The organism is Pseudomonas tritici (genome assembly GCF_014268275.3).
GTDB lineage: Bacteria > Pseudomonadota > Gammaproteobacteria > Pseudomonadales > Pseudomonadaceae > Aquipseudomonas > Aquipseudomonas tritici.
On the sequence record NZ_CP077084.1, the window covers coordinates 1258658 to 1285082 of the forward strand.

26 protein-coding genes are annotated in these 26425 nt (G+C 60.0%); 14 read left to right on the top strand and 12 right to left on the bottom strand.

What is annotated here, in order from left to right; genetic code table 11:
* Positions 1 to 90 precede the first annotated feature (90 nt).
* From HU722_RS05510 to gatC, 6 genes are all read right to left on the bottom strand, one after another.
* Positions 91 to 474 carry a carboxymuconolactone decarboxylase family protein gene (locus tag HU722_RS05510; protein ID WP_065875108.1) on the bottom strand — a complete coding sequence of 128 codons (384 nt, stop codon included), beginning with the start codon at positions 472 to 474 and terminating at the stop codon, positions 91 to 93.
* Positions 471 to 1517 carry a calcium/sodium antiporter gene (locus tag HU722_RS05515; protein ID WP_065875107.1) on the bottom strand — a complete coding sequence of 349 codons (1047 nt, stop codon included), beginning with the start codon at positions 1515 to 1517 and terminating at the stop codon, positions 471 to 473. The genes HU722_RS05510 and HU722_RS05515 overlap by 4 nt, the downstream gene beginning before the upstream one ends.
* 58 nt (positions 1518 to 1575) lie before the next feature.
* Positions 1576 to 1947, bottom strand: a complete 372-nt coding sequence (locus HU722_RS05520; RefSeq protein WP_065875106.1) for a septal ring lytic transglycosylase RlpA family protein — start codon at positions 1945 to 1947, stop codon at positions 1576 to 1578.
* A 159-nt stretch (positions 1948 to 2106) separates the two neighbouring features.
* The gene (gene gatB / locus HU722_RS05525; protein WP_065890517.1) at positions 2107 to 3552 is read right to left on the bottom strand and encodes an Asp-tRNA(Asn)/Glu-tRNA(Gln) amidotransferase subunit GatB; all 1446 of its coding nucleotides are present in this window, start codon (positions 3550 to 3552) and stop codon (positions 2107 to 2109) included.
* A 10-nt stretch (positions 3553 to 3562) separates the two neighbouring features.
* Positions 3563 to 5014: an Asp-tRNA(Asn)/Glu-tRNA(Gln) amidotransferase subunit GatA gene (gatA, locus tag HU722_RS05530; RefSeq protein WP_065875104.1), complete on the bottom strand. Its 1452-nt coding sequence runs from the start codon at positions 5012 to 5014 to the stop codon at positions 3563 to 3565.
* Positions 5015 to 5030: 16 nt separating this feature from the next.
* Positions 5031 to 5318, bottom strand: a complete 288-nt coding sequence (gene gatC / locus HU722_RS05535) for an Asp-tRNA(Asn)/Glu-tRNA(Gln) amidotransferase subunit GatC (protein ID WP_065875103.1) — start codon at positions 5316 to 5318, stop codon at positions 5031 to 5033.
* Between the two features lie 210 nt (positions 5319 to 5528).
* Between gatC and mreB the strand changes: the two genes are divergently transcribed.
* The 8 genes from mreB (at position 5529) to tldD (ending at position 16750) form a co-directional block, all read left to right on the top strand.
* The gene (gene mreB / locus HU722_RS05540) at positions 5529 to 6566 is read left to right on the top strand and encodes a rod shape-determining protein MreB (RefSeq protein WP_002555108.1); all 1038 of its coding nucleotides are present in this window, start codon (positions 5529 to 5531) and stop codon (positions 6564 to 6566) included.
* Positions 6567 to 6706: 140 nt separating this feature from the next.
* Positions 6707 to 7837 carry a rod shape-determining protein MreC gene (gene mreC / locus HU722_RS05545; protein ID WP_083213962.1) on the top strand — a complete coding sequence of 377 codons (1131 nt, stop codon included), beginning with the start codon at positions 6707 to 6709 and terminating at the stop codon, positions 7835 to 7837.
* Complete coding sequence (mreD, locus tag HU722_RS05550) at positions 7837 to 8325, top strand: rod shape-determining protein MreD (RefSeq protein ID WP_049709993.1); 489 nt, start codon at positions 7837 to 7839, stop codon at positions 8323 to 8325. The genes mreC and mreD overlap by 1 nt, the downstream gene beginning before the upstream one ends.
* A gap of 51 nt (positions 8326 to 8376) precedes the next feature.
* A complete protein-coding gene (locus tag HU722_RS05555; protein WP_065875101.1) occupies positions 8377 to 8973 on the top strand; it encodes a Maf family protein in 597 nt (198 codons plus the stop codon).
* 71 nt (positions 8974 to 9044) lie between these two features.
* Positions 9045 to 10502, top strand: coding sequence for a ribonuclease G (gene rng / locus HU722_RS05560; RefSeq protein ID WP_012722226.1), 1458 nt, complete (start codon positions 9045 to 9047; stop codon positions 10500 to 10502).
* A gap of 76 nt (positions 10503 to 10578) precedes the next feature.
* On the top strand, positions 10579 to 14394 hold the full coding sequence (locus HU722_RS05565; RefSeq protein ID WP_065890515.1) for a YhdP family protein: 3816 nt from the start codon (positions 10579 to 10581) through the stop codon (positions 14392 to 14394).
* 48 nt (positions 14395 to 14442) lie between these two features.
* Complete coding sequence (locus HU722_RS05570; protein ID WP_065875099.1) at positions 14443 to 15291, top strand: carbon-nitrogen hydrolase family protein; 849 nt, start codon at positions 14443 to 14445, stop codon at positions 15289 to 15291.
* 16 nt (positions 15292 to 15307) lie between these two features.
* On the top strand, positions 15308 to 16750 hold the full coding sequence (gene tldD, locus HU722_RS05575; RefSeq protein WP_186752334.1) for a metalloprotease TldD: 1443 nt from the start codon (positions 15308 to 15310) through the stop codon (positions 16748 to 16750).
* 45 nt (positions 16751 to 16795) lie between these two features.
* Here the strand turns inward: tldD and yjgA are convergent, their stop codons facing one another.
* Positions 16796 to 17317, bottom strand: coding sequence for a ribosome biogenesis factor YjgA (gene yjgA / locus HU722_RS05580; protein ID WP_017738766.1), 522 nt, complete (start codon positions 17315 to 17317; stop codon positions 16796 to 16798).
* Positions 17318 to 17425: 108 nt separating this feature from the next.
* Here yjgA and pmbA point away from each other — a divergent pair, with 108 nt between their 5' ends.
* From pmbA to HU722_RS05610, 6 genes are all read left to right on the top strand, one after another.
* Positions 17426 to 18772 (top strand): metalloprotease PmbA, encoded by a 1347-nt coding sequence (gene pmbA, locus HU722_RS05585; protein ID WP_065875097.1) that lies wholly within the window; start codon positions 17426 to 17428, stop codon positions 18770 to 18772.
* A gap of 148 nt (positions 18773 to 18920) precedes the next feature.
* On the top strand, positions 18921 to 19316 hold the full coding sequence (locus tag HU722_RS05590) for a FagA protein (RefSeq protein WP_065875096.1): 396 nt from the start codon (positions 18921 to 18923) through the stop codon (positions 19314 to 19316).
* The gene (locus HU722_RS05595) at positions 19309 to 20685 is read left to right on the top strand and encodes a class II fumarate hydratase (protein WP_065875095.1); all 1377 of its coding nucleotides are present in this window, start codon (positions 19309 to 19311) and stop codon (positions 20683 to 20685) included. The genes HU722_RS05590 and HU722_RS05595 overlap by 8 nt, the downstream gene beginning before the upstream one ends.
* A gap of 27 nt (positions 20686 to 20712) precedes the next feature.
* Positions 20713 to 21141 (top strand): DUF2753 family protein, encoded by a 429-nt coding sequence (locus tag HU722_RS05600; protein WP_065875094.1) that lies wholly within the window; start codon positions 20713 to 20715, stop codon positions 21139 to 21141.
* 1 nt (position 21142) lies between these two features.
* Positions 21143 to 21754 carry a superoxide dismutase gene (locus tag HU722_RS05605; RefSeq protein WP_065875093.1) on the top strand — a complete coding sequence of 204 codons (612 nt, stop codon included), beginning with the start codon at positions 21143 to 21145 and terminating at the stop codon, positions 21752 to 21754.
* A gap of 33 nt (positions 21755 to 21787) precedes the next feature.
* Positions 21788 to 22681, top strand: a complete 894-nt coding sequence (locus HU722_RS05610) for a ZIP family metal transporter (protein ID WP_065890514.1) — start codon at positions 21788 to 21790, stop codon at positions 22679 to 22681.
* Positions 22682 to 22779: 98 nt separating this feature from the next.
* Here HU722_RS05610 and HU722_RS05615 read toward each other — a convergent pair whose 3' ends face one another.
* The 5 genes from HU722_RS05615 to HU722_RS05635 form a co-directional block, all read right to left on the bottom strand.
* The gene (locus HU722_RS05615; protein ID WP_012722237.1) at positions 22780 to 23052 is read right to left on the bottom strand and encodes an HPr family phosphocarrier protein; all 273 of its coding nucleotides are present in this window, start codon (positions 23050 to 23052) and stop codon (positions 22780 to 22782) included.
* A 16-nt stretch (positions 23053 to 23068) separates the two neighbouring features.
* The gene (gene rapZ, locus HU722_RS05620; protein WP_049709982.1) at positions 23069 to 23926 is read right to left on the bottom strand and encodes an RNase adapter RapZ; all 858 of its coding nucleotides are present in this window, start codon (positions 23924 to 23926) and stop codon (positions 23069 to 23071) included.
* Between the two features lie 2 nt (positions 23927 to 23928).
* Positions 23929 to 24393 carry a PTS IIA-like nitrogen regulatory protein PtsN gene (gene ptsN / locus HU722_RS05625; protein WP_065875091.1) on the bottom strand — a complete coding sequence of 155 codons (465 nt, stop codon included), beginning with the start codon at positions 24391 to 24393 and terminating at the stop codon, positions 23929 to 23931.
* A 10-nt stretch (positions 24394 to 24403) separates the two neighbouring features.
* On the bottom strand, positions 24404 to 24709 hold the full coding sequence (gene hpf / locus HU722_RS05630) for a ribosome hibernation-promoting factor, HPF/YfiA family (RefSeq protein ID WP_003171804.1): 306 nt from the start codon (positions 24707 to 24709) through the stop codon (positions 24404 to 24406).
* A 75-nt stretch (positions 24710 to 24784) separates the two neighbouring features.
* On the bottom strand, positions 24785 to 26278 hold the full coding sequence (locus HU722_RS05635) for an RNA polymerase factor sigma-54 (protein WP_049709980.1): 1494 nt from the start codon (positions 26276 to 26278) through the stop codon (positions 24785 to 24787).
* Positions 26279 to 26425 lie beyond the last annotated feature (147 nt).

Here is a 26425-nt window from a genome sequence, read left to right on the forward strand (position 1 = left end):
GCCAATCGCAGGCAAGCCAGCTCCCACACTTTCAATGTATTCACAAATCAGAATGTGGGAGCTGGCTTGCCTGCGATAGCTATTTAAAAGTCACTGCTTATCGGCCTGATACGCCTCAATCACTTCCTGTGCCGCCCGAAACGCATCAATCGCCGCCGGCACACCGGCATACACCGCGCAATGCAGCAGCGCTTCGCGGATCTCTTCCACGGTGCAACCATTATTCAGAGCGCCCCGCACATGGCCCTTGAGTTCCTGCGGGCACTTGAGTGCGGTCAGGGCGGCGAGGGTGATCAGGCTGCGGGTTTTCAGCGGCAACCCTTCGCGGTTCCATACACTGCCCCAGGCATGTTCGTTGACGAAGTCCTGCAGCGGCTGGGTGAACTCGGTGGCATTGCCCAGGGCGCGGTCGACGAACACATCGCCCATGACCTGGCGACGCATTTCAACCCCGGGCTTTTTCTGATCGGTCATTGCGATTCCCTCTTGTGTTGGCGGCGCCAGGCTCGCAGCGTGCTGAACAACAGAAAAGCCACCAGCACTGGCAGGACATAAAACAACATCAGTTGCTCGAGCTTGTTGGCCAGGGGCATTCCGGTGGTGAACGCCATCACGTGCAGCCCGTACGCCAGGTACAGGCCCAGCAGCACCAAGCCTTCGGCGCGGGTCAGGCGGTAGCCGGTATAGAACATCGGCAGGCACAGCACCACGACAGCGAGCATCACCGGCAGGTCGAAGTCCAGGGCGTTGGGCGATACTGACAGCGGCGAAGGGGCGAGCATGGCGGTCAAGCCCAAGACGCCAAGCAGATTGAACAGGTTGCTGCCGATCACATTGCCCACGGCAATTTCCCGCTGCCCGCGCAGGGCGGCAATCAGCGAAGTCGCCAGGCACGGCAGCGAGGTGCCGACGCCGATCAGTGTCAGGCCAATCACACGCTCCGACAGGCCCAGATCGCCCGCCACATCCACCGCCGCGCCCAGCAGCAAATGCCCAGCCAGCACCAGGATCAACAACCCGCTGAGCATCTGCAGCACGCTGCTCAGCCAGGGTGCGCGGGCCACTGTGTCCAGCGTACGTGGGCGGCGAGAGTGACGGGTCTGGTAGTGCAAAACGCCGAGGTAAGCAGCCAGGGCCACGAGCAGCAACAGGCCGTCGGTGGGCGTAAGCTCTTCATTGGCCGCCAGGGTAAACACCAGCAGCCCGGCCAGGATCATCACTGGGATGTCCAGGCGCACCAGCTGGCGCGAGACTCGCAGCGGAATGATCAGCGCCGACAGGCCCAGGGTCACCAGGATGTTGAAGATGCTGCTGCCGATTACGCTGCCCACGGCGATGTCTGTATTGCCCGCCAGGGTGGCCTGCAGGCTGACGGTCATCTGTGGCGCGCTGCTGCCGAAGGAGACGATCGTCAGGCCGATGATCAGCGGCCGTACCTTGAGGCTTGCGGCCAGGCGCACGGCCGCGCGCACCAGGATTTCGGCGCCGATGATCAGTAGCAGCAGGCCGCTGACCAATTCCAGCAGGCTCCAGGGCGAGAGGGCGGTTAATCCAAAAATGGCCAGGGCTCCATCGTCAGTTGCTCAAGGCTTGTACGCGCACTCGCGCCGTACCGCTGCTGATCATGCCTAGCTGCTCGGCAGCCTTGCGTGAAAGATCGATCAAGCGCCCACGGGTGTGCGGGCCGCGATCATTGATGCGGACAACCACGGATTTGTCGTTGTCGAGATTGGTGACCTTGACCTGGGTACCGAACGGTAAGCGCCGGTGGGCGGCGGTCAGGCCGTATTGGTTGAAGGGTTCACCGCTGGCAGTCTTATTGCCGTGGTGTTTGGCGCCGTAATAGGAGGCGGTGCCGGTTTCGTCATAGCCGTTGGGGTTGATGACGCCGTTGGCGCAGCCGGCCAGTAGAGAGAACAAGGCCAGTAGGCCGAGTAGACGCTTCATTTTCAAGATGCCCCCGTCACAAATGTGGGAGCGGGCTTGCTCGCGAATGCGGTGTGTCAGCTAAATATTCATTTACTGATCCACCGCATTCGCGAGCAAGCCCGCTCCCACAGGGGGTCCGAGTAGAGCATGAAATCTCCCCCGGACCATTCATTGCTATCAGCCTTCAAGCTTGCTTTTCAGCAGCTCGTTCACTTGTTGCGGGTTGGCCTTGCCTTTGGAGGCTTTCATCGCCTGGCCCACAAAGAAGCCGAACATCTTGCCGCGCTTGGCTTCGTCTGACGCACGGTATTGCTCGACCTGCTCGGCATTGGCCGCGAGCATTTCATCCAGAACGGCCGAAATCGCGCCGCTGTCGGTGACTTGCTTGAGGCCACGCTTCTCGATGATCTCGTCCGCGCTGCCTTCACCGCTGGCCATGGCTTCAAACACGGTCTTGGCGATTTTGCCGGAGATGGTGTTGTCCTTGATGCGCAGCAGCATGCCGCCCAGTTGCTCGGCGGTGACTGGCGCTTCGTCTATTTCCAGGCCCTGCTTGTTCAGCAGGCTGCCCAGCTCAACCATCACCCAGTTGGCCGCCAGCTTGGCGTCACCGGCAATGCTCACGACTTTTTCAAAGTAGTTGGCTTGTTCGCGGCTGGAGGCCAAAACGCTGGCATCGTAGACCGATAGGCCGAACTGCTCCTGGAAGCGCTCGCGTTTTTGCTGCGGCAGCTCCGGCAGGGTGGTGCGCACGTCATTGAGGAACGAGTCTTCGATGACCACCGGCAACAGGTCCGGATCGGGGAAGTAACGGTAGTCGTTGGCTTCCTCTTTGCTGCGCATGGCGCGGGTTTCGTCTTTGTTCGGGTCGTACAGGCGGGTTTGCTGGATGACCTTGCCGCCGTCTTCGATCAGTTCGATCTGGCGACGCACTTCGCTGTTGATCGCCTTCTCGATGAAGCGGAACGAGTTGACGTTCTTGATCTCGCAGCGGGTGCCGTACTCGGATTGGCCCTTGGGACGGATCGACACGTTGCAGTCGCAGCGCAGCGAGCCTTCGGCCATGTTGCCGTCGCAGATGCCCAGGTAGCGCACCAGCGCGTGGATCGTCTTGACGTAGGCCACGGCTTCCTTGGCGCTGCGCATGTCCGGCTCGGAGACGATTTCCAGCAGCGGCGTGCCGGCGCGGTTCAGGTCGATACCGGTCGCGCCCGGGAATTCTTCGTGCAGGCTCTTGCCAGCATCTTCTTCCAGGTGGGCGCGGGTGACGCCGACGCGCTTGATGGTGCCGTCTTCCAGAGGAATGTCCAGGTGGCCCTTGCCGACGATCGGCAATTCCATCTGGCTGATCTGGTAGCCCTTGGGCAGGTCCGGGTAAAAGTAGTTCTTGCGCGCGAACACGTTGTGCTGGCCGATCTCGGCGTCAATCGCCAGGCCGAACATCACCGCCATGCGCACCGCTTCCTGGTTCAGCACCGGCAGTACACCGGGCATGCCCAGGTCTACCAGGCTGGCCTGGGTGTTGGGCTCGGAGCCGAACGTGGTGGCGCTACCGGAGAAAATCTTCGATTGGGTGGCGAGCTGGGTATGAATCTCCAGCCCGATCACAACTTCCCATTGCATAGTGTTGTCCTCAGAAGCCGGTAGGGGTGCGGGTGTGCCAGTCGGTGTTCAACTGGTACTGGTGCGCCACATTGAGCAGGCGGCCTTCCTGGAAATACGGGGCGAGCAATTGCACGCCCACCGGCAGGCCATCGACGAAACCGGCAGGCATGGACAAGCCCGGCAAGCCCGCGAGGTTGGCGGTGATGGTGTACAGGTCTTCCAGGTACTCGGCGATCGGGTCGCCGGTCTTGGCACCGATCTTCCAGGCCGGGTTCGGCGTGGTTGGACCGAGGATCACGTCGACGTCTTCAAAGGCAGCCATGAAGTCGTTCTTGATCAGGCGACGGATTTTCTGCGCCTTCAGGTAGTAAGCGTCGTAGTAGCCAGCCGACAGGGCGTAGGCGCCGACCATGATGCGGCGTTGCACTTCGGCACCGAAGCCTTCGCCACGTGAGCGCTTATAAAGGTCGGTGAGGTCTTTCGGGTTTTCGCAGCGGTAGCCGAAGCGCACGCCATCGAAGCGCGACAGGTTGGATGACGCTTCTGCCGGGGCGATTACGTAGTACGCAGGAATCGCGTGCTGGTTGTTCGGCAGGCTGATTTCCTTGATCACAGCACCGAGGCTTTCCAGCGTCTTGACGCTGTTGTGCACCAGCTCCGCGATACGCGGGTCGAGGCCAGCGCTGAAGTATTCCTTTGGCACGCCGATGCGCAGGCCTTTGAGCGAGGTGTTAAGGCTGGCGCTGTAGTCCGGCACGGGCTCATCGATGCTGGTGGAGTCCTGTTTATCGAAGCCTGCCATGCCTTGTAACAAAATCGCGCAGTCTTCGGCCGTGCGTGCCAGAGGGCCACCCTGATCAAGGCTGGACGCGTAGGCGATCATGCCCCAGCGGGAAACGCGACCGTACGTCGGCTTCAAACCGGTGAGGTTGGTGAACGCGGCCGGCTGGCGAATCGAGCCGCCGGTGTCGGTGGCGGTGGCGGCGGGCAGGAAGCGCGCAGCCACTGCGGCAGCCGAACCACCGGAGGAACCGCCGGGCACGTGGTCCAGGTTCCAGGGGTTTTTTACTGCGCCGTAGTAGCTCGACTCGTTGGCCGAACCCATGGCGAATTCGTCCATGTTGGTCTTGCCCAGGGTCACGGCGCCGGCGGCGGCCAGCTTGGACACCACGGTGGCGTCGTAGGGCGCCTTGAAGTTGTCGAGCATCTTCGAGCCGCAGCTGGTGCGAATGCCCTGGGTGCAGAACAAGTCCTTGTGGGCAATAGGTGCGCCCAGCAGCGCGCCATTTTCACCGTTGGCGCGACGTGCGTCGGCAGCCTTTGCCTGGCTCAAGGCCAGCTCTTCGGTGAGGCTGATGAAGCTGTTAACCTTTGGATCAAGCTCGGCGATACGCGCAAGCAGGGTCTTGGTCAGCTCTTCGGAAGAAAACTTTTTTTCGGCGAGACCGCGGGCGATCTCGGCCAGAGTCATGTGATGCATTGCAGGCTCTTTCCCTTTAGTCGATGACTTTCGGAACCAGGTACAGGCCGTTTTCGACCGCTGGCGCGATGGACTGGTAAGCCTCGCGATTATTACGCTCGGTCACGACGTCTGCGCGCAGGCGCTGGCTGGCTTCCAGTGGATGAGCCAGGGGCTCGATGCCGTCGGTATTCACGGCCTGCATTTGGTCGACCAGCCCGAGAATACTGTTCAGGGCTGCGGTGGTCTGTGGAAGATCGGCATCATTAAGGCCAAGCGAGGCCAGATGCGCGATTTTTTCCACGTCGGAGCGTTCAAGTGTCATGGGAATCTCCAGTGGAAAACAGAACGGAGGCTGTCCGTGTGTTAGATTGTCGGAACACTACCGCATTTCTACGGTCTTACGGCCGCGATTGTGGGGGTTGGTGCACAGAAAGTCGGCCAATTTAGCACATTGGCGCCTTGCCCAAAATCCCTGTCGTTGTTAGAGTTTGCCGCACTTTTTTACCCACGCGTTGCCTAGGGTCCCTTTCCCATGTTCAAGAAACTGCGTGGCATGTTTTCCAGCGATCTTTCCATTGACCTGGGCACTGCCAACACCCTTATTTACGTGCGCGAGCGCGGTATCGTCCTGAATGAGCCATCAGTTGTGGCCATTCGGACCCATGGTAATCAGAAAAGTGTCGTTGCCGTCGGCACCGAGGCCAAGCGCATGCTCGGCCGCACACCAGGCAATATTGCCGCCATTCGTCCGATGAAAGACGGCGTGATCGCTGACTTCAGTGTCTGCGAGAAGATGCTGCAGTACTTCATCAACAAGGTTCACGAAAACAGTTTCCTGCAGCCCAGCCCTCGTGTGCTGATCTGCGTGCCGTGCAAGTCCACCCAGGTTGAGCGTCGAGCCATCCGTGAATCGGCCCTCGGCGCCGGTGCCCGGGAAGTGTTCCTGATCGAAGAGCCAATGGCTGCTGCGATCGGTGCCGGCCTGCCGGTTGAAGAAGCCCGCGGTTCGATGGTGGTGGATATCGGTGGTGGTACCACTGAAATCGCCCTGATTTCCCTGAACGGTGTGGTGTATGCCGAATCCGTACGTGTAGGCGGCGACCGCTTCGACGAAGCGATCATCACCTATGTGCGTCGTAACTACGGCAGCCTGATCGGCGAATCCACCGCTGAGCGCATCAAGCAGGAAATCGGTACCGCTTACCCGGGCGGCGAAGTGCGCGAAGTTGATGTTCGCGGTCGCAACCTGGCCGAAGGCGTTCCACGTGCTTTCACCCTGAACTCCAATGAAGTGCTGGAAGCTCTGCAAGAGTCCCTGGCCACCATCGTTCAGGCTGTGAAGAGCGCCCTGGAGCAATCGCCGCCGGAACTGGCTTCCGACATCGCCGAGCGTGGCCTGGTGTTGACCGGTGGTGGCGCCTTGCTGCGCGACCTCGACAAACTGCTGGCCCAGGAAACCGGCCTGCCGGTGATCGTCGCCGAAGACCCGCTGACCTGCGTCGCCCGTGGCGGTGGCCGTGCACTGGAAATGATGGATAAACACACCATGGACCTGCTCTCCAGCGAATGAGTCGTTGCTGGTAAGCCCATGTTTCGCCCGCAGGCAGCACTTTGCAGTGCTGCCTGTTGGCGTTTATCTTCTTCAATCTGCATCCAGGCCGGTTAGATGCCGTATGAATAAAGAGAACATTTGCCTGGGAGGAGCGGCCTATTAAACCGCTTTTCGCCAAAGGCCCCTCATTGGGCGTGCGCCTGTTGGTGCTGGTCGTGCTTTCGGTCGCGCTGATGGTGGTCGATGCTCGCTTTGCACTGCTTAAGCCCGTGCGCAGCCAAATGTCGCTGGTGTTGATGCAGACCTACTGGATCACCGACCTGCCGCAACGTCTGTACCAGGGCGTGGCCAGCCAATTTGGCAGCCGCACTGAGCTGGTTGCCGAAAATGAAAAACTCAAGACCGAAAACCTGCTGTTGCAGGGGCGCATGCAAAAGCTCGCGGCCCTCACCGAGCAGAACGTTCGGCTGCGCGAGTTGCTCAATTCCTCCGCGCTGGTCAACGAAAAGGTCGAAGTGGCCGAGTTGATCGGCATGGACCCCAACCCCTTCACCCACCGCATCATCATCAACAAGGGTGAGCGCGACGGTGTGGTCCTCGGCCAGCCGGTGCTTGATGCACGTGGCCTGATGGGCCAGGTGGTTGAGCTGATGCCCTACACCTCGCGGGTATTGCTGCTGACGGACACCACCCACAGCATTCCGGTGCAGGTCAACCGCAACGGCCTGCGTGCGATTGCCAGCGGCACCGGCAACCCCGAGCGCCTGGAACTGCGCCATGTGGCCGATACCGCCGACATCAAGGAAGGCGACCTGTTGGTCAGCTCCGGCCTGGGTCAGCGGTTCCCAGCGGGTTATCCGGTGGCGACGGTGAAGGAAGTGATCCACGATTCCGGTCAGCCGTTCGCCATTGTGCGTGCCGTGCCGACTGCCGCCTTGAACCGCAGCCGCTACCTGCTGCTGGTGTTCAGCGACAACCGCACCCCGGAAGAGCGCGCCAACGACGCCGCCCAGGCCCAGGAAGCGGAAGACCAGAAGAACGGCACTGCGCCGATCATTCCGGCCACCGTGCCCAAGCCTGCTCCGGCTACGCCTGCGGTGGCCCCGGCAGTGGCGGCGCCTGTTGCTACCTCAGTCAAGCCTGCTGCGCACCCGGTCAAACCGGCCGCGACCAAACCACCCGCGTCGACGCCGGCCGCCGCAACACCCGCGACTAAACCGCCTGCTGCTGCCCCGGCCACGCGCCCGGCAGCTACCGCCCCGGCAACCACGCGGCAGAGGGAAGAATAATGGCCGGTACTCATTCGCAAAACGGCTGGATCGTCTGGCTGACCTTCGCCATCGGCCTGCTGCTCAGCGTTTCGCCGCTGCCACAGTTCATGGAAATCCTGCGCCCGCTCTGGCTGGCGTTGCTGCTGGCTTTCTGGTCGCTGAACCTGCCGCATAAAGTCGGCATGGTCACCGCCATGTTCCTGGGCTTGGCGGAAGATGTGCTCTATGGCACCTTGCTGGGCCAGAACGCATTGATCCTGACCCTGATCACTTTCCTGGTGCTGTCGTTGCAGCAGCGTCTGCGCATGTTCCCGATGTGGCAGCAGTGCCTGGTGATCCTGGTGATTTTCGGCCTGGCGCAGCTTGTTCAGCTGTGGCTCAGCGCCTTGACCGGTAACCGGCAGCCGACCTTGGCGCTGGTATTGCCGGCCCTGGTCAGCGCCTTGCTGTGGCCGTGGATCAGTTTTGGCCTGCGTGGGTTGCGTCGTCGCTATAAGATCAATTGAATGGATTGCGAGGCTCTGCCTGGTTATCGAACCCTACAGGGAGAGTCTGCAATGAATTCGCTTTACCTGGCCTCGGGCTCACCGAGGCGGCGTGAACTGCTGACCCAGATCGGTGTGCCTTTCACCGTGGTCAGCGCCGCCATTGATGAAACCCCTCTCACAAACGAATCTGCTGTTTCCTACGTCGAGCGTTTAGCGCGGGGCAAGGCAGCGGCGGGTTTTGCTGCGCTTGAACACCCTGCTGGCGCCTGTGTGCTGGGGGCCGACACTGCCGTGATCGTCGATGGCCAGATCCTCGGCAAACCTGTGGACCAGGCCGATGCCTTGGCGATGTTGATGGCCCTGTCGGGGCGTGAACACGAAGTGCTCACCGCCATATCCCTTACCGACGGCCAGCGTTGCGAAACCCGATGTGTCAGCAGTCGTGTGCTTTTTCGTGGGATTTCTGTCGAGGAGGCTACAACCTACTGGCACAGTGGTGAACCTCAGGACAAAGCAGGCAGCTATGCTATCCAAGGGTTGGGTTCGGTGTTTGTCGCCGGCCTCAATGGCAGTTATTCCGCCGTGGTAGGGCTGCCGGTGTGCGAAACCGCGCAACTGCTCGACCAATTCGGCATACCCTGTTGGCAAAACCTTACCGCGCGCTGAACGCCGTTATTGGCGCGCCCAGCCTTAAGCGACCGGTCACTATTGTGAAAACGCCTGAACGAGACCCAGCCATGAGTGAAGAGATTCTGATCAATATCACGCCGATGGAATCGCGCGTGGCGGTGGTAGAGAACGGTGTTCTGCAAGAAGTGCACGTGGAGCGCACCCAGAAGCGCGGGATCGTCGGCAATATCTACAAAGGTAAGGTAGTGCGGGTATTGCCGGGGATGCAGGCGGCATTTGTCGATATCGGCCTGGACCGAGCTGCGTTTATCCATGCCTCCGAGATTTCCCTGCGCGAAGGCCCGGCGGTCGAAAGTATCAGCGCCCTGGTGCATGAAGGGCAGAGCCTGGTGGTGCAAGTCACCAAGGACCCCATCGGCTCCAAGGGCGCACGCCTGACCACTCAGCTGTCGATTCCGTCGCGTTACCTGGTGTACATGCCGCGTACCGCGCATGTCGGCATTTCCCTGAAGATCGAGGACGAAGCCGAGCGCGAGCGCCTGAAGAAGGTGGTCAGCGACTGCGTGGCGGCCGAGGGCATCAAGGAAGCCGGTGGGTTTATCCTGCGCACCGCCGCTGAAGGTGCTGGTGCCGATGAGATCCTCATGGACATCCGCTACCTGCGGCGCCTGTGGGACCAGATCGATGCCCAGATCAAGACCATCAGTGCACCCAGCGTTATTTATGAAGACTTGGGCCTGGCACTGCGCACGTTGCGCGACTTGGTCAGCCCCAAGATTGAGAAAATTCGCATCGACTCGCGGGAAACTTTCCAGCGCACCACGCAATTCGTTGCCGAATTGATGCCGGAAATTGCCGACCGCCTGGAACACTACCCCGGCGAACGGCCGATCTTCGACCTGTATGGCGTCGAAGACGAAATCCAGAAAGCCCTGGAACGCAAGGTGCCGCTCAAATCCGGCGGCTACCTGGTGGTGGACCCGGCAGAAGCCATGACCACCATCGACGTCAACACCGGCGCATTTGTTGGTCATCGCAACCTTGAAGAAACCATTTTCAAGACCAACCTCGAAGCGGCCACCGCGATTGCCCGCCAGCTGCGCCTGCGAAACCTGGGCGGGATCATCATCATCGATTTCATCGACATGGAAGATGAAGAGCACCAGCGCCAGGTGCTGCGTACCCTCGAGAAGCAGCTGGAGCGCGATCACGCCAAGACCAACATCATCGGCATTACCGAGTTGGGCCTGGTGCAAATGACCCGCAAGCGCACCCGCGAAAGCCTTGAGCAGGTGCTGTGCGAGCCGTGCAGCAGCTGCCAGGGACGCGGTAAATTGAAGACCCCGGAAACGGTTTGCTACGAGATTTTCCGCGAAATCCTACGAGAGGCACGTGCTTACCAGGCCGAAGGTTATAGAGTGCTGGCCAACCAAAAAGTGGTGGACCGGCTGTTGGACGAAGAGTCCGGCAACGTTGCCGAACTGGAAGGGTTTATCGGGCGCACGATACGCTTCCAGGTTGAAACCATGTATTCCCAGGAACAATACGACGTGGTGCTGCTCTGATCCCCAATCGTTTTCTTTTTATGAGACTGGCAGACCTTGATCTGCCGTCCGACTACCGCCTTGAGGGTCGCCTGACATGGAGCGTCTGATACGCTTTTTTGCCGCTTTGACCCGTTGGGGCCTTGGCCTTTGTGCCTTGCTGCTGGTATTGGCGGCGGTGTATGTGAGTCTGGGGCGTGAATTGACGCCGCTGGTGGCCGAGTACCGTGCGGAAGTCGAGGCCAAGGCCCAGGCTGCGGTGGTCATGCCTGTGCACATCGGCAGCCTGGAAGGCCGCTGGAGCGGCTTCGCGCCGGTATTGCTGGCCCATGATGTGATGGTGGGCGAGGGCAACAGTGGCTTGCGCCTGGACCAGGTCGAAGTGGTACCGGACATCTGGGCAAGCGTGATGGCCCGCGAAGTGCGCATTGCGCATTTGCAAGTCAGTGGCCTGCAGCTCAGTGCCAAGGAAGACAAGGACGGGAAATGGGTCCTGCAAGGTCTGCCGGTGCAGGACGACCAGCCGCTGGACCCGGAGCAGTTGCTCAAGCGCATGCAGTTGGTCAAGCGTGTGTCGCTGCTCGACAGCCAGGTGACGTTGCAACCGTTTGACCATGCGCCAGTGACCCTGACGTATGTCGGCCTCAGCTTGCGTACCGGCATCACCCGCCAACGCTTGGACGCGCGCTTGACCTTGCCGGACGGCCAGCCCCTTGCCATGAGCCTGCGCACGCGTATTCGTGCCAGCCAGTGGAAAGACGCTGAAGTCCAGGCCTATCTGAGCCTGCCGCAAAGCGACTGGGCCAAATGGATTCCTGCCAAGCTGACCCAGCAGTGGAAACTCACTCAGTTCAAGGCCGGTGGCGAATTCTGGCTGAACTGGGCCAAAGGTACCGTACAGAGTGCGGTGGTGCGTCTGAACTCGCCGCAGGTCAAGGGCAGCTACGCCGATCGTAAGCCCGTGCATATCGAAAACCTTGCGCTCACCGCCTACCTGCAACGCAGTGACACGGGCCTCAAGGTGCTCTTCGACTCACTGGCGATGAACCTGGGGGAAACGCGCTGGGAGTCGCGCGTGCAACTGCAACAAACCCTGGCCACCGACAAGGCTCAGGAAGTCTGGAAGCTGCAGGCCGACCGCCTTGACCTGACGCCAATCACGCCACTGCTCAACGCCCTGGCACCGCTGCCGGAAGGGTTCGCCAAGACTGTAGAGCACCTCAAGGCCACTGGCCTGTTGCGTAACGTGCTGGTGGATTTTCGCCCTCAAGACACTACCGATCAAAAACTCAGCTTCGCTGCCAACCTCGATCGCGTCGGTTTTGATGCCTACTCTGGCGCCCCGGCCGCGCGTAACGTTTCCGGCAGCATCAGCGGCGACTTGGGCCAGGGCGAGTTGCGCATGGACAGCAAGGATTTTTCCCTGCACCTCGATCCGATCTTTGCCAAGCCGTGGCAGTACATCCAGGCCAATGCGCGCCTGACGTGGAAGCTGGACAAAGAAGGCTTCACCCTGATCGCCCCGTATATCAAGGTGCTGGGCGAAGAGGGCAAGGTGGCTGCTGACTTTCTGATTCGCCTGCATTTTGACCACAGCCAGGAAGACTACATGGACCTGCGCGTCGGCTTGGTCGAGGGTGATGGGCGCTTCACTCCCAAGTACTTGCCGGCGGTATTGAGCCCCGCACTGGATGAATGGCTGCGCACGGCGATTCTCAAGGGCGCGGTGGATCAAGGGTTCTTCCAGTACCAGGGTTCGCTGAACCACGACGCGCTGCCGGCTTCGCGCAATATCAGCCTGTTTTTCAAGGTGCATGACGCTGAACTGGCCTTTCAACCGGGCTGGCCGCATGTGAGCAAGGTCAATGGCGAAGTGTTTGTCGAGGAAAGCGGTGTGCGCATCCTGGCCAGTAAAGGCCAGTTGCTCGACACGAAGGTCAAGGACATCTACGTCAATATCCCTCACGCACCTGCCGGCAAGGACAGTCACCTGTTGCTCACCGGTAATTTTGCCGGCGGCTTGGGCGATGGTCTGAAAATCCTCCAGGAAGCGCCGATTGGCACCGCATCGACGTTCGCCGGATGGAAGGGTGAGGGCGACTTGCAAGGCAGCCTTGACCTGGATATTCCGTTGACCAAGGGTGCCGATCCAAAAATCGTGGTGGACTTCAAAACCGATAAGTCGCGCTTGCAACTGGCTGAGCCGACCCTGGACCTGACCCAGCTCAAGGGTGATTTCCGTTTTGACAGCACCAAAGGCCTCAGTGGCCAGAACATCACGGCCCAAGCGTTTGACCGGCCGATCACCGCGCAGATTTTCGCCGATGGCAAGCCGGGCAGCATCAGCACCCGCGTGGCTGCCAAGGGTCAGGTGACGGTCAAGCGGCTGACGGACTGGTTGAACGTCAGCCAACCGCTGCCGGTGTCTGGCGATATTCCCTACCAACTGCAATTGACCCTGGACGGTGCCGACAGCCAACTGATGGTCAGCTCCAACCTCAAGGGTGTGGCGGTGGATTTGCCCGCGCCGTTCGGGATGCCAGCCAGCCAGGGGCGTGACAGTGTGTTTCGCATGACTTTGCAGGGCGCCGAGCGCCGTTATTGGTTCGATTACGGCGAACTGGCGAACTTCACCTTTGCTGCGCCGCCGGACAGATTCAATGATGGCCGCGGTGAACTGTTCCTCGGGGATGGGGACGCCGTGCTGCCGGGCGCCAAGGGTTTGCGCATTCGTGGTGTGCTCTCGGAGCTGGACATCGATCCGTGGAAAAAGCTGGTGAACCAGTACGCCGGCAATGACCCGGGGGGGAGTGCCAAGCAACTGCTGAGCAGTGCCGACTTCAAAATCGGCAAACTCACCGGTCTGGGCACCCAGTTCGATCAGGTCAACCTGCAACTCAACCGCAAACAGGCGGCCTGGGGCTTGCAGCTCGACAGCCAGCAGGCCAAGGGCACAGTCGACCTGCCTGACGCCAAGGGCGCGCCGATTGCGATCAACCTGCAATATGTGAAACTGCCGGCGGTGGATCCGACGGTGCAGGCGGACGAAAACGCGCCGGACCCTTTGGCAAGTATCGATCCCAAGGATATTCCGGCGCTGGATATCGCCATTGATCAGCTGTTCCAGGGCCCGGAGCTGGTGGGCGCCTGGTCGCTGAAAATTCGCCCGACCGCCAAAGGCCTGGTCTTCAATAACCTGGACCTGGGCCTCAAGGGCATGCAGCTCAAGGGCGCCGGTGGTTGGGAAGGTGCGGCGGGCGACAGCAGCAGTTGGTACAAGGGCCGTTTGGACGGTAAGAATATCGCCGATGTGCTCAAGGGCTGGGGCTATGCCCCCACCGTCACCAGCCAGGATTTCCACTTGGATGTGGATGGTCGCTGGCCTGGTTCGCCAGCCTATGTCGGGCCTAAGCGCTTCTCCGGCAGCTTGGATGCCGCGTTCCGCAACGGCCAGTTCGTGGAAGTGGAGGGTGGCGCCCAGGCCCTGCGGGTATTTGGCCTGCTGAACTTCAACTCCATCGGGCGCCGGTTGCGTCTGGACTTCTCGGACTTGCTCGGCAAGGGCTTGAGCTATGACCGAGTCAAAGGCTTGTTGGCGGCGAGTAGCGGTGTATTTGTAACCCGTGAACCGATCACCATGACCGGGCCTTCTACCAACCTGGAGCTCAACGGCACCCTGGACCTGGTAGCAGACCGTGTCGACGCCAAGCTGCTGGTCACCCTGCCGGTTACCAACAACCTTCCGATCGCAGCGCTGATCGTGGGGGCGCCCGCCATTGGTGGCGCGCTGTTCCTGATCGACAAGCTGATTGGTGATCGTGTTGCACGCTTCGCGAGCGTGCAATACAAGGTCGAAGGGCCGTGGAAGGACCCGAAAATCACCTTCGACAAGCCATTTGAAAAACCAAACTGAGGGCCTGTGGAGTAGCATGGCCGCATGCCTTTTATGGAGTGTCGGCCCATGTCCTTTGCGGTAATTCAAATGGTCAGCCAGAGCGATGTGCTGGCTAACCTGGCCCAGGCCCGGCGCTTGCTGGAGCGGGCGGCTGCGGGTGGGGCGAAGTTGGCGGTGCTGCCGGAAAACTTCGCTGCCATGGGGCGTCGCGATGTGGCTGATATCGGCCGCGCCGAGGCGCTGGGCGAAGGTCCGATCCTGCCGTGGTTGAAACAGACCGCCCGCGACCTCACCTTATGGATAGTGGCCGGCACGTTGCCGTTGCCGCCAGAGGACCAACCGCACGCCAAGTCCAACGCCTGCTCGCTGCTGGTTGATGATCGCGGCGAAATCGTGGCTCGTTACGACAAGCTGCACCTTTTCGATGTGGATGTCGCTGATGCTCGCGGTCGTTACCGTGAATCCGACGACTATGCTTTCGGGGGTAATGTGGTGGTGGCAGATACGCCCGTCGGCCGTTTGGGCTTGACGGTGTGTTACGACTTGCGCTTCCCCGAGCTCTACAGCGAGTTGCGCGCGGCGGGGGCTGAATTGATTACGGCGCCTTCGGCGTTTACGGCAGTGACCGGCGCCGCTCATTGGGACGTGCTGATTCGCGCACGGGCCATCGAGACCCAGTGCTACCTGCTGGCGGCGGCGCAAGGTGGTGTACACCCGGGCCCCCGGGAAACCCATGGCCACGCAGCCATTGTCGACCCCTGGGGGCGCGTGCTGACACAACAGGATACAGGCGAAGCGGTGTTGCTGGCCGAGCGCGATAGCAGTGAACAGGCGTCGATACGGGCGCGCATGCCGGTGGTCAACCATCGGCGCTTTTTCTCGCAGGGCGCACAGCGGCCTGCTTCGGAACGATGAATTTAAGGTCATACCTATGAGCGAGTTGTTGTCCTCAGTCAGTGAACACCTCCTGGCACCCGGTGGCGTGACCATCGAAAGCTTGCAAACCGTGCTCGGCGATCTGGCCGGACCGGGCATTGATGCGGCTGACCTGTATTTCCAGGGCCAGATCTCCGAGTCCTGGTCCCTGGAAGACGGGATCGTCAAGGAAGGCAGTTTCAATCTGGACCAGGGTGTCGGCGTGCGTGCGCAATCCGGTGAAAAAACCGGCTTTGCCTACAGCAACGCGATCACCCTGGAAGCCTTGGGCCTCGCGGCGCGTGCTGCGCGCTCAATCTCCCGCGCCGGCCAAAATGGCACGGTTCAGGCGTTCAGTACTCAAGATGTGGCGCAGTTGTACGCACCGGATAACCCGTTGGAAGTCATCAGTCGTGCGGAAAAGGTCGAGCTGCTCAAGCGTATCGACGTGGCCACCCGCGCCCTCGACCCGCGTATCCAGCAGGTCACCGTGAGCATGGCCGGTGTGTGGGAGCGCATTCTGGTGGCGTCCACCGACGGCGGCCTGGCGGCGGATGTACGGCCGCTGGTGCGCTTCAATGTCAGTGTAATCGTCGAACAGAATGGTCGCCGCGAGCGCGGTGGCCATGGTGGCGGCGGGCGTACCGACTACCGCTACTTCCTCACCGACGACCGTGCCATGGGCTATGCCCGTGAGGCCCTGCGCCAGGCGCTGGTCAACCTGGAAGCCATTCCGGCGCCGGCGGGTACCTTGCCTGTGGTGCTGGGATCGGGCTGGTCCGGCGTACTGCTGCACGAAGCGGTCGGCCATGGCCTGGAAGGTGACTTCAACCGCAAGGGCAGTTCAGCCTACAGCGGTCGTATGGGCGAGATGGTCGCGTCCAAGCTCTGCACCATCGTCGATGACGGCACCCTGACCGGGCGTCGTGGCTCGCTGAGCGTCGATGACGAAGGTACGCCTACCGAGTGCACCACCCTGATCGAAAACGGCGTGCTCAAGGGCTACATGCAAGACAAGCTCAACGCCCGCTTGCTGGGCGTGGCGCGCACCGGTAACGGCCGTCGCGAATCCTATGCGCACTTGCCGATGCCACGCATGACCAATACCTACATGCTCGGTGGCGAAAGCGACCCGGCGGAAATCATCGCTTCGGTGAAGCGCGGCATCTACTGCGCCAACCTCGGTGGCGGCCAAGTGGACATCACCAGCGGCAAGTTCGTGTTCTCCACCAGCGAGGCGTACCTGATCGAAGACGGCAAGATTACTGCGCCGGTCAAAGGAGCAACGTTGATTGGTAACGGTCCGGAAGCCATGAGCAAGGTGTCGATGGTCGGTAACGACCTGTCGCTCGACAGCGGCGTGGGCACGTGCGGGAAAGACGGGCAGTCGGTGCCGGTGGGTGTCGGCCAGCCAACGCTGAAAATTGATGCGATCACCGTGGGTGGCACGGGGTCGTAAGAGATGGAGCTTCGGGTGGCGAAAACCGCCACCCGGGGAAGAGGATCAGCGCAGGCCGCGTTGAGTCTCGTCCAGCTCTCGGATGTACTTGAAGATTTTACGGCTGGTGGCCGGTGCCTTGTTATGCGCCTGCTCGTGCTGGGCCTGACGGATCAGGGAGCGCAGTTGCTGGCGGTCCGCGTCCGGGTAGTCCAGCACGAATTTCTCCAGCACGGCGTCATCGCCCGCGATCAAGCGGTCACGCCAACGCTCCAGGTTATGGAAGCGTTCGTTGTACTGGCGAGTGGAGGCATCGGTTTGATCAAGCAAAGCCAGAATGGCGTCAGTGTCCTGATCGCGCATGAGTTTGCCGATAAACATGATGTGCCGTTTACGCGCGATATTCGCGGTGTGCTTGGGCGCATCGGCCAAGGCCCGGCGCATTTCGTCGGTCAAAGGCAGTTTTGCAATCAAATCTTTCTTGAGCGTTGTAAGGCGCTCGCCAAGGTCAACCAGAGCATGCAGCTCGCGTTTGACCTGGGTTTTGCTTTTCTCCCCATCGAGGGAGTCGTCGTAAGAATCAACCATGGTGGCAGTCCGCAAAGAAACGCCGCCATGATAACCAGTCGGGGGCCGCTTGTCCGGCCCGGTCGCTCGATGGCCTTAACCGAAAGCAGAATTTGAGTGGAGAAAACCATGAGTGCAGCCCAAAGCGTCGGTCCGCAAGCGTTACCGGCACTGCAGGAACAAGTCGAGCAGATCCTTGCCGAGGCCAAGCGCCAGGGGGCCAGTGCCTGTGAGGTGGCGGTGTCGCTGGAGCAGGGGCTGTCGACGTCGGTACGCCAGCGTGAAGTGGAAACCGTTGAGTTCAATCGCGACCAAGGGTTTGGCATCACCTTGTATGTCGGGCAGCGCAAAGGCTCGGCCAGTACGTCGGCCAGTGGCCCGGAAGCGATTCGCGAAACGGTGGCGGCTGCGTTGGCGATTGCCAAGCACACCTCGGAGGATGAAAGCTCGGGTTTGGCCGATAAGGCGCTGATGGCCAAGGACCTGAAGGATTTCGATCTGTTCCACGCCTGGGACATCACGCCTGAGCAAGCCATCGAACAGGCATTGATCTGTGAAGCAGCGGCGTTCGACGCCGATGCGCGCATCAAGAACGCTGATGGCACCACATTGAGTACCCATCAGGGCTGCCGTGTGTATGGCAACAGCCATGGTTTTATCGGCGGTTATGCGTCCACTCGTCATAGCCTGAGCTGCGTGATGATTGCCGAAGCCAATGGGCAGATGCAGCGTGATTACTGGTACGACGTGAATCGCCAGGGCGATTTGCTGGCGGACCCGGTGAGCATTGGCCAGCGTGCTGCGCAGCGTGCCGCGAGCCGCCTGGGCGCGCGCCCGGTGCCGACGTGCGAAGTGCCTGTGCTGTTTTCGGCAGAACTTGCCGGTGGGTTGTTCGGCAGCTTCCTGGGGGCGATTTCCGGTGGCAACTTGTACCGTAAGTCCTCGTTCCTGGAAGGTGCGATTGGCCAGAAACTGTTTCCCGAGTGGCTGACCATCGATGAACGCCCGCACCTGATGCGTGCCATGGGCAGCACGTCGTTCGATGGTGATGGCCTGGCGACTTATGCCAAGCCATTCGTCGAGAAAGGTGAATTGGTCTCCTACATATTGGGCACGTACTCCGGTCGCAAACTCGGCCTGCCAAGCACGGCGAACTCCGGTGGCGTGCATAACCTGTTTGTCACCCATGGCAATGAAGACCAGGCGGCGTTGCTGCGGCGCATGGGCCGTGGCTTGCTAGTCACCGAATTGATGGGCCATGGCTTGAACATGGTCACCGGTGATTACTCCCGTGGCGCGGCGGGGTTCTGGGTAGAAAACGGCGAGATTCAGTTTGCCGTTCAGGAAGTGACTATCGCTGGCAACATGCGCGATATGTTCAAGCAGATCGTTGCCGTGGGTAATGACTTGGAACTGCGCAGCAACATTCGCACAGGTTCTGTGCTGATCGAGCGGATGACCGTCGCCGGCAGCTAACCCTTCAACGCTCCCTGAAAAAGGCGCGCCATCCCACGGATGGCGCGCCTTTTTTTGTAACTACGTCGTGGGACGAATCCTTTGGTGCTCTTGTTTTGATTCTTAATATCATTTAATAATGAATATCATTATCGAGCGAGTGTAGATCATGAGTTCTGTCCTGCATGAGGATCCTTATCTGGAAAGCTGGCGCTGGATGAGTCGTCAAATCCGCTGCGCACTCGATCCAAATGAGCCTCGCCTGATCGAGCATTACCTCAACGAAGGTCGATACCTGGCGTGCTGCACCGCGACCCATCCGTGGACGATCGCTGAGACCTCATTGCGTTTACTGCTCGACACCGCCAGCGATATAGCGCTGCCGTGGCACTGGCGTTCCGTATGCCTGGACCAGGCTTGGCGTCCACTGCGTGACCTGGAACAGCTTTCTCAATGTCCCTGCCGTCTCAAGCGCTGGCAGACCTTTGCCTGGCAATTGGCGACCTGCGAATTGCTGCCGTCTATTTCTCACTCCGACCTCGTGCAAGGATCTAACGATGAGTAACACCCGTATCGAACGCGACAGCATGGGCGAGCTGCAAGTGCCTGCCGAAGCCTTGTATGGCGCTCAAACCCAGCGTGCGGTGAACAACTTCCCGATCAGCCATCAACGCATGCCGGCGCAATTCATTCGCGCCCTGATCTTGGCCAAGGTTGCGGCGGCCAAGGTTAACGTCGACCTCGAACAAATCAGCGCGGGGCAGGGCAAGGCTATTGTCGATGCCGCCCAAGGCCTGCTGGAAGGCGATTTCATGCCGCATTTCCCGGTGGATATTTTCCAGACCGGTTCCGGCACCAGTTCCAACATGAATGCCAACGAGGTGATTGCCACCCTCGCCAGTCGGTTGCTCGGCGAGCCGGTCAACCCCAATGACCACGTGAACTGCGGTCAAAGCAGCAATGACATCATTCCAACCACCCTCCACGTCAGCGCCGCATTGGTGCTCCATGAGCAAACACTGCCGGCCCTGTTGCACCTGGTTCAAGTCATCGAGCAGAAGGCCGTAGAGGTTCACCCGTTCATCAAGACCGGCCGCACTCACTTAATGGATGCCATGCCGGTACGCATGAGCCAGGTGCTCAATGGCTGGGCGCAGCAACTCAAGGCCAATATCGCGCATTTGCAGGATCTTCTGCCTAGCTTGCAAGCGCTGGCCCAGGGCGGCACAGCGGTTGGCACCGGGATCAACGCACACCCGCAATTCGCTGCGCGATTCAGCCAGCAGTTGAGCAGCCTGACCGGTGTCAAATTCACCCCAGGCAAAAACCTGTTCGCGCTGATCGGCTCCCAGGACACCGCCGTCGCCGTTTCCGGCCAGTTGAAAACCACCGCCGTGTCGTTGATGAAAATCGCCAACGACCTGCGCTGGATGAACTCCGGCCCGCTCGCAGGCCTTGGTGAAATTGAACTGGAAGGCTTGCAGCCTGGCTCTTCGATCATGCCTGGCAAGGTCAACCCGGTGATCCCGGAGGCGACGGCCATGGTCGCCGCGCAGGTCATCGGCAATGACACCGTGATCACCATCGCCGGTCAATCGGGCAACTTCGAGCTGAATGTGATGCTGCCGATCATCGCCCAGAACCTGCTCAGCAGCCTCGAATTGCTGGCCAATTCCAGCCGCCTGCTGGCGGACAAGGCCATCGCCAGCTTCAAGGTCAATGAAGCCAAGCTCAAGGAAGCGCTGTCGCGCAACCCGATTTTGGTGACCGCACTCAACCCGATTATCGGTTACCAAAAGGCCGCTGAAATTGCCAAGAAGGCGTATCAGCAAGGCCGTCCGGTGATTGATGTCGCCCTCGAGCACACCGACCTGCCGCGCAGCCAACTGGAAGTCCTGCTGGATCCGGAAAAGCTCACGGCCGGCGGCGTGTAATCACCGACCCTGATTTGGAGGCTCACCATGGAGCACTGGAAACGCACGATCGAACGGGCCAATCGCTGCTTTATGGCGGGCGAGTTGGTTGACGCTCGCGAGGCCTATTTGCAAGCCCTGGCCCTGGCTCAAGTGTTGTTCGAACGCTGGGCGGATGCCGACGAAGCAGTGGCGGCGTGCGTCATTTCTCATCATAACCTGGCGGACTTGCACCTGCGCCTGAACCAGCCGGAAGAAAGCGCGGAATACCTTTGCGCTATTCACCAGCGTCTTTTACAGACCCTGCAGGACTCGCGGCTGAGCCCGCAATTGCGGGAAGCGGCCTTGCGCCAGAGCAGCAAAACCTACGTCGAGCTACTGAATTTCATCAGCGATCACGGCGAGTACCCGCGTACCCATCGCTTGCTGGGCGGTACTGCGGCGCAGCCGACCACTCCTCATTACGGAGCACATTGATATGACCTACACCTTGCCTGCCTTGCCTTACGCCTATGACGCCTTGGAACCGCATATCGATGCGCAAACCATGGAGATCCATTACACCAAGCACCACCAAACCTATATCAACAACCTTAATGCCGCAGTTGAGGGCACTGAGTTTGCGGGCTGGCCGGTGGAAAAACTGGTATCCAGCGTGCAGCAGTTGCCGGAAAAACTTCGTGCAGCCGTGATTAACCAAGGCGGCGGCCACGCCAACCACTCGCTGTTCTGGGCCGTGATGTCGCCCAAAGGTGGCGGTAAGCCCGAGGGCGCACTGGGCAAGGCGATCGAGGAACAATTGGGCGGTTTCGACAGCTTCAAGGATGCTTTCACCAAAGCCGCGTTGACGCGCTTCGGTAGTGGATGGGCCTGGCTGAGCGTCACCCCGCAAAAGACCCTGGTGGTGGAAAGCAGCGGCAATCAGGACAGCCCCTTGATGAGCGGTAATACGCCGATTCTCGGCCTCGACGTCTGGGAGCACGCCTACTACCTGCTTTATCAGAACCGTCGCCCGGAATACATCAATGCGTTCTACAGTGTCATTAACTGGCCTGAAGTCGCCGCACGCTATCAGGCCGCTGTGGCCTGATATCCACCTCTATAACAAGATCTAAGGCCGACTATGGGCACTGACACACTGGCGATCAGCAGCGGGCGGATGTTTCGTTATGCACTTGGCTCGCTGCTGCTATTGGCAGGTACTGCATTGCTGGTGGCCCACGGGCTGGCCTGGCTTGACCTGGAACCGCGAATTCTGCGTGCCCTGCAGGGCGGGTCCATCTGCGCGCTCGGCACGGCGCTCGGCGCGGTCCCAGTGTTGGTCATTCGGCGGATGCCGGTGACATTGAGCGATACACTGCTGGGCTTTGGGGCAGGGGTGATGCTGGCGGCGACGGCGTTTTCGCTGATCGTGCCAGGCATTGCCGCGGCTGAAAGCCTGGGATTGTCGCCCTGGGGCGCCAGTGGCTTGATCAGCTTCGGCATTATGCTTGGGGCGTTCGGGCTATACCTGGTTGACCGCAAGGTTTCCGGCGCAAGCCCGGAAATGCTCGTCGGCACGCCGGATAAGCCGGTGATTCCGCCGCGCATCTGGCTGTTCGTGTTTGCCATCATCGCTCACAACATCCCCGAAGGCATGGCGGTCGGCGTTTCTGCCGGAGGCGGCATGCCAGAGGCCGATAGCCTGGCCATGGGCATTGCTTTGCAGGATGTGCCTGAAGGCCTTGTGATCGCGCTGGTGTTGGCCGGGGCAGGGATGTCGCGGGTCAAGGCGTTTATGATCGGTGCTGCGTCAGGCTTGGTGGAGCCGGTGTTTGCTGTGCTCTGCGCCTGGTTGGTGAGCCTGGCTGAGGTGCTGTTGCCTTTGGGCCTGGCCTTGGCTGCTGGCGCGATGCTATTGGTGGTGACTCACGAAGTCATCCCTGAATCGCGACGCAATGGTCACGAAAAACTCGCCAGTTTGGGATTGTGCACCGGTTTTTGCTTGATGATGGTGATGGACACGGCTTTAGGATAAACACGCTTTTCTGTAGGCGCCTGCTTGCCCGTGATTGGCTCCAGTCTTACATCGAACGCAATGACGTCATTGCCGGCAAGCCGGGCTGCTACGAAGGGTTATTCGCCTTCATCAAAGTAGTTGTTGATCAACGCAACCAGTGCGTCCATCGCTTCCTGCTCTTGCTCGCCTTCTGTCTTCAAGTGAATCTTGGTGCCTTTGCCGGCCGCCAACATCATCATTGCCATGATGCTTTTGCCATCGACCATGGATTCCGGCGTGCGCCCGGCCCGAATCTGGCAGGGAAACTGCCCAGCCACACCCACGAATTTGGCCGAAGCGCGGGCGTGAAGGCCCAGCTTGTTGATGATTTCAATTTCCAGAGCGGGCATCGCGGGGGTGTTCCTTTCAGCTAAGGTCGCGGTGGCGGACCTGAACGTTCTTGAGGGTTTGTTGCAGCACCTGGCCCAAGCGTTCGGTCAGGTAGACGGAGCGGTGGTGGCCGCCGGTGCAGCCAATGGCAATGGTGACATAGGCCCGATTGCTTGCGGCAAAGCGTGGCAACCATTTGAGCAAGTAGCTGGAAATGTCCTGGAACATCTCCTCAACATCCGGTTGCGCAGCCAGGTAGTCGGCAACAGGTTGATCCAGCCCGGATTGTTCGCGCAGTTCCGGCTTCCAATAGGGGTTCGGCAGGCAGCGCACATCAAACACCAAGTCTGCATCTACCGGCATTCCGCGCTTGAAACCAAACGACTCCACGAGAAACGCCGTGCCTGGCTCCGGCTGGTTCAACAGGCGCAGCTTGATGGCATCGCGCAGCTGGTACAGGTTAAGGCTGGTGGTGTTGATCTTGAGGTCGGCGAGGTCAATGATCGGTCCCAGCAGCTTGGTTTCGTCCTCGATGGCTTCGGCCAAGGAGCGGTGAGGGCTGCTGAGGGGGTGGCGTCGGCGTGTTTCGGAGAAACGCTTGAGCAGCGTCTCTTCGTCGGCATCCAGGTACAGCACATCGCAATGAATGTGCTTGGCCCGCACTTCCTCGAGCAATTGTGGAAATCGCTCAAGATGGCTGGGCAGGTTGCGGGCATCTATCGAAACGGCGACCAGGGGTTGCGCCAGTTCAGTATGGATCAGCGCGCGTTCCGCCAATTCCGGCAGCAGGCCGGCGGGCAAATTGTCGATGCAGTAGAAACCGCTGTCCTCAAGGACATTGAGGGCGGTGCTTTTACCTGAGCCGGAACGGCCGCTGACGATGATCAAGCGCATGATTACTGCCCGTTCTGTTCGTCCACGACAACCTGATACAGCGCCTCATTACTGCTGGCACTGCGCAGTTTGTCGCGTACTTCCTTGCGGTCGAGCATGCTGGCGATCTGCCGAAGCAGTTCCAGGTGTGCATCGGTGGCAGCTTCCGGGACCAGCAAAACAAACAGCAGGTCGACCGGGGCGCCATCGATAGCGTCGAAATCGATGGGATGGTCCAAGTGCAGCAGGGCGCTGACAGGCGTCTCGCAGCCTTTGAGGCGGCAGTGGGGAATAGCGATGCCGTTACCAAAACCGGTCGAGCCAAGTTTTTCACGAGCAATCAGTGCCTCGTACACAGTTTGCGTTTCCAGTTCAGGCACTTCACGGCCGATCAGGTTGGCAATTTGTTCGAGGGCGCGTTTTTTACTGCCGCCCGGCACGTTCACAAGGGAACGGCCGGGGGTCAGGATGGTTTCAAGTCGGATCATGGGGGGAGAGTTAACGACCTGTACCTTGCATCAGGTGCAGATTCTTTTCCTTATGCTTTATGAGTTGGCGGTCCAGCTTGTCGTAGAGCGAGTCGATCGCCGCGTACATGTCCTCATGTTCCGCATTGGCGACGAGCTTGGCATTCGGTACGTGCAGGGTGGCCTCGATTTTCTGCTTGAGCTTATCGACCTCCATGATGACCTGCACGTTGGTGATCTTGTCAAAATGCCCCGCAAGCTTGTTCAGCTTGCTTTCGGTGTATTCACGCAGGGGTTTGGTGACTTCCAGCTGGTGTCCACTGATGTTGACTTGCATACAGCTTCTCCTTCGTTGCCAGTGCATAAAGCGACAGGCGAAAGCGCCTGCCACTGGAACGCTGTGGCCCGCCCGTCACATCAAACGCTTACGCTCGCTGGAAGGCGCGATCCCGAGGGACTCGCGGTACTTGGCGACGGTTCGACGGGCGACCTGAATGCCTTGTGCCTCCAGTAAACCAGCGATCTTACTGTCACTCAATGGCTTTTTCTGATTTTCCGCGGCAACCAGTTTTTTGATGATCGCGCGAATCGCCGTGGACGAGCATTCACCGCCTTCGGAGGTGCTGACGTGGCTGGAGAAAAAGTATTTCAGTTCATAAATACCCCGTGGGGTATGCATGAATTTTTGCGTGGTTACCCGAGAAATCGTCGATTCATGCATGCCAACCGCCTCGGCGATGTCATGCAGTACCAACGGTTTCATCGCCTCGTCGCCGTATTCCAGGAAGCCGCGCTGGTGCTCGACGATCTGGGTGGCCACTTTCATCAGGGTTTCGTTGCGGCTTTGCAGGCTCTTGATAAACCAGCGAGCTTCCTGCAATTGGTTGCGCATGAAGGTGTTATCGGCGCTGGTGTCAGCGCGACGCACAAAACCGGCGTATTGCGGGTTGACCCGCAGGCGTGGCACCGACTCCTGGTTCAGTTCAACCAGCCAGCGCTCGTTATCCTTGCGCACGATCACGTCGGGAACCACGTATTCGGCTTCGCTGGACTCGATTTGCGAGCCAGGACGCGGGTTGAGGCTTTGTACCAGCTCAATGACCTGGCGCAGGTCGTCTTCCTTGAGCTTCATGCGGCGCATCAGTTGGCTGTAGTCGCGGCTGCCCAGCATGTCGATGTAATCGGTGACCAGGCGCTGGGCTTCGGCGAGCCAGGGGGTCTTGGCGGGCAGTTGGCGCAATTGCAGCAGCAGGCATTCGCTGAGGGAGCGCGCACCGATGCCAGCGGGTTCGAACTGCTGGATGCGGTGCAGGACGGCTTCGATCTCGTCCAGCTCGATATCCAGTTCAGGGTCGAATGCTTCGAGAATTTCCTCAAGCGTCTCGTCCAAGTAGCCCTGGTTATTGATGCAGTCGATCAGGGTCACGGCGATCAGGCGATCGGTGTCCGACATCGGCGCCAGGTTCAGTTGCCACAGCAGGTGGCTTTGCAGGCTTTCGCCGGCGGAGGTGCGGGTGGTGAAATCCCACTCGTCATCGTCATTGCTGGGCAGGCTGCTGGCGCTGGTCTGGTAGACGTCTTCCCAGGCGGTGTCGACGGGAAGCTCGTTGGGAATGCGTTCGTTCCAGTCGCCTTCCTCGAGGTTATCCACCGTTGGGGCGGTTTCCTGATAGGAGGGTTCCTGCACATCGGGGTTGGGTTTTTGCTCGATGTTATCGGCCAGCGGGTCTGCATTATCGAAGTCGTCGCCTTCTTCCTGGCGTTCGAGCATCGGATTGGACTCCAGGGCCTCCTGGATTTCCTGTTGCAGGTCCAGGGTCGACAATTGGAGCAGGCGGATGGCCTGTTGCAGCTGCGGTGTCATCGTCAGCTGCTGGCCCATTCTCAGGACTAGCGATGGTTTCATGGCAGGGGCTTAACACCTTATTCGCCGGCGCAATGCGCCATCCACGACAGGGCGCGTGAGCGCCAAACATAAGCAAATTATATGCCTGATATCGGGGGCTTTGCCTAGAGCGCGGTAACAATAAAAATCCAGAGGTTTTCATTGACT

What these genes read in the sequence shown, in the direction of transcription:
- HU722_RS05510 (WP_065875108.1), bottom strand. Translation starts at nt 474, where the DNA reads ATGACCGATCAGAAAAAGCCCGGGGTTGAAATGCGTCGCCAGGTCATG.
- HU722_RS05520 (WP_065875106.1), bottom strand. Translation starts at nt 1,947, where the DNA reads ATGAAGCGTCTACTCGGCCTACTGGCCTTGTTCTCTCTACTGGCCGGC.
- gatB (WP_065890517.1), bottom strand. Translation starts at nt 3,552, where the DNA reads ATGCAATGGGAAGTTGTGATCGGGCTGGAGATTCATACCCAGCTCGCC.
- gatA (WP_065875104.1), bottom strand. Translation starts at nt 5,014, where the DNA reads ATGCATCACATGACTCTGGCCGAGATCGCCCGCGGTCTCGCCGAAAAA.
- gatC (WP_065875103.1), bottom strand. Translation starts at nt 5,318, where the DNA reads ATGACACTTGAACGCTCCGACGTGGAAAAAATCGCGCATCTGGCCTCG.
- mreB (WP_002555108.1), top strand. Translation starts at nt 5,529, where the DNA reads ATGTTCAAGAAACTGCGTGGCATGTTTTCCAGCGATCTTTCCATTGAC.
- mreD (WP_049709993.1), top strand. Translation starts at nt 7,837, where the DNA reads ATGGCCGGTACTCATTCGCAAAACGGCTGGATCGTCTGGCTGACCTTC.
- HU722_RS05555 (WP_065875101.1), top strand. Translation starts at nt 8,377, where the DNA reads ATGAATTCGCTTTACCTGGCCTCGGGCTCACCGAGGCGGCGTGAACTG.
- rng (WP_012722226.1), top strand. Translation starts at nt 9,045, where the DNA reads ATGAGTGAAGAGATTCTGATCAATATCACGCCGATGGAATCGCGCGTG.
- HU722_RS05565 (WP_065890515.1), top strand. Translation starts at nt 10,579, where the DNA reads ATGGAGCGTCTGATACGCTTTTTTGCCGCTTTGACCCGTTGGGGCCTT.
- HU722_RS05570 (WP_065875099.1), top strand. Translation starts at nt 14,443, where the DNA reads ATGTCCTTTGCGGTAATTCAAATGGTCAGCCAGAGCGATGTGCTGGCT.
- tldD (WP_186752334.1), top strand. Translation starts at nt 15,308, where the DNA reads ATGAGCGAGTTGTTGTCCTCAGTCAGTGAACACCTCCTGGCACCCGGT.
- yjgA (WP_017738766.1), bottom strand. Translation starts at nt 17,317, where the DNA reads ATGGTTGATTCTTACGACGACTCCCTCGATGGGGAGAAAAGCAAAACC.
- pmbA (WP_065875097.1), top strand. Translation starts at nt 17,426, where the DNA reads ATGAGTGCAGCCCAAAGCGTCGGTCCGCAAGCGTTACCGGCACTGCAG.
- HU722_RS05590 (WP_065875096.1), top strand. Translation starts at nt 18,921, where the DNA reads ATGAGTTCTGTCCTGCATGAGGATCCTTATCTGGAAAGCTGGCGCTGG.
- HU722_RS05595 (WP_065875095.1), top strand. Translation starts at nt 19,309, where the DNA reads ATGAGTAACACCCGTATCGAACGCGACAGCATGGGCGAGCTGCAAGTG.
- HU722_RS05600 (WP_065875094.1), top strand. Translation starts at nt 20,713, where the DNA reads ATGGAGCACTGGAAACGCACGATCGAACGGGCCAATCGCTGCTTTATG.
- HU722_RS05605 (WP_065875093.1), top strand. Translation starts at nt 21,143, where the DNA reads ATGACCTACACCTTGCCTGCCTTGCCTTACGCCTATGACGCCTTGGAA.
- HU722_RS05610 (WP_065890514.1), top strand. Translation starts at nt 21,788, where the DNA reads ATGGGCACTGACACACTGGCGATCAGCAGCGGGCGGATGTTTCGTTAT.
- HU722_RS05615 (WP_012722237.1), bottom strand. Translation starts at nt 23,052, where the DNA reads ATGCCCGCTCTGGAAATTGAAATCATCAACAAGCTGGGCCTTCACGCC.
- rapZ (WP_049709982.1), bottom strand. Translation starts at nt 23,926, where the DNA reads ATGCGCTTGATCATCGTCAGCGGCCGTTCCGGCTCAGGTAAAAGCACC.
- ptsN (WP_065875091.1), bottom strand. Translation starts at nt 24,393, where the DNA reads ATGATCCGACTTGAAACCATCCTGACCCCCGGCCGTTCCCTTGTGAAC.
- hpf (WP_003171804.1), bottom strand. Translation starts at nt 24,709, where the DNA reads ATGCAAGTCAACATCAGTGGACACCAGCTGGAAGTCACCAAACCCCTG.
- HU722_RS05635 (WP_049709980.1), bottom strand. Translation starts at nt 26,278, where the DNA reads ATGAAACCATCGCTAGTCCTGAGAATGGGCCAGCAGCTGACGATGACA.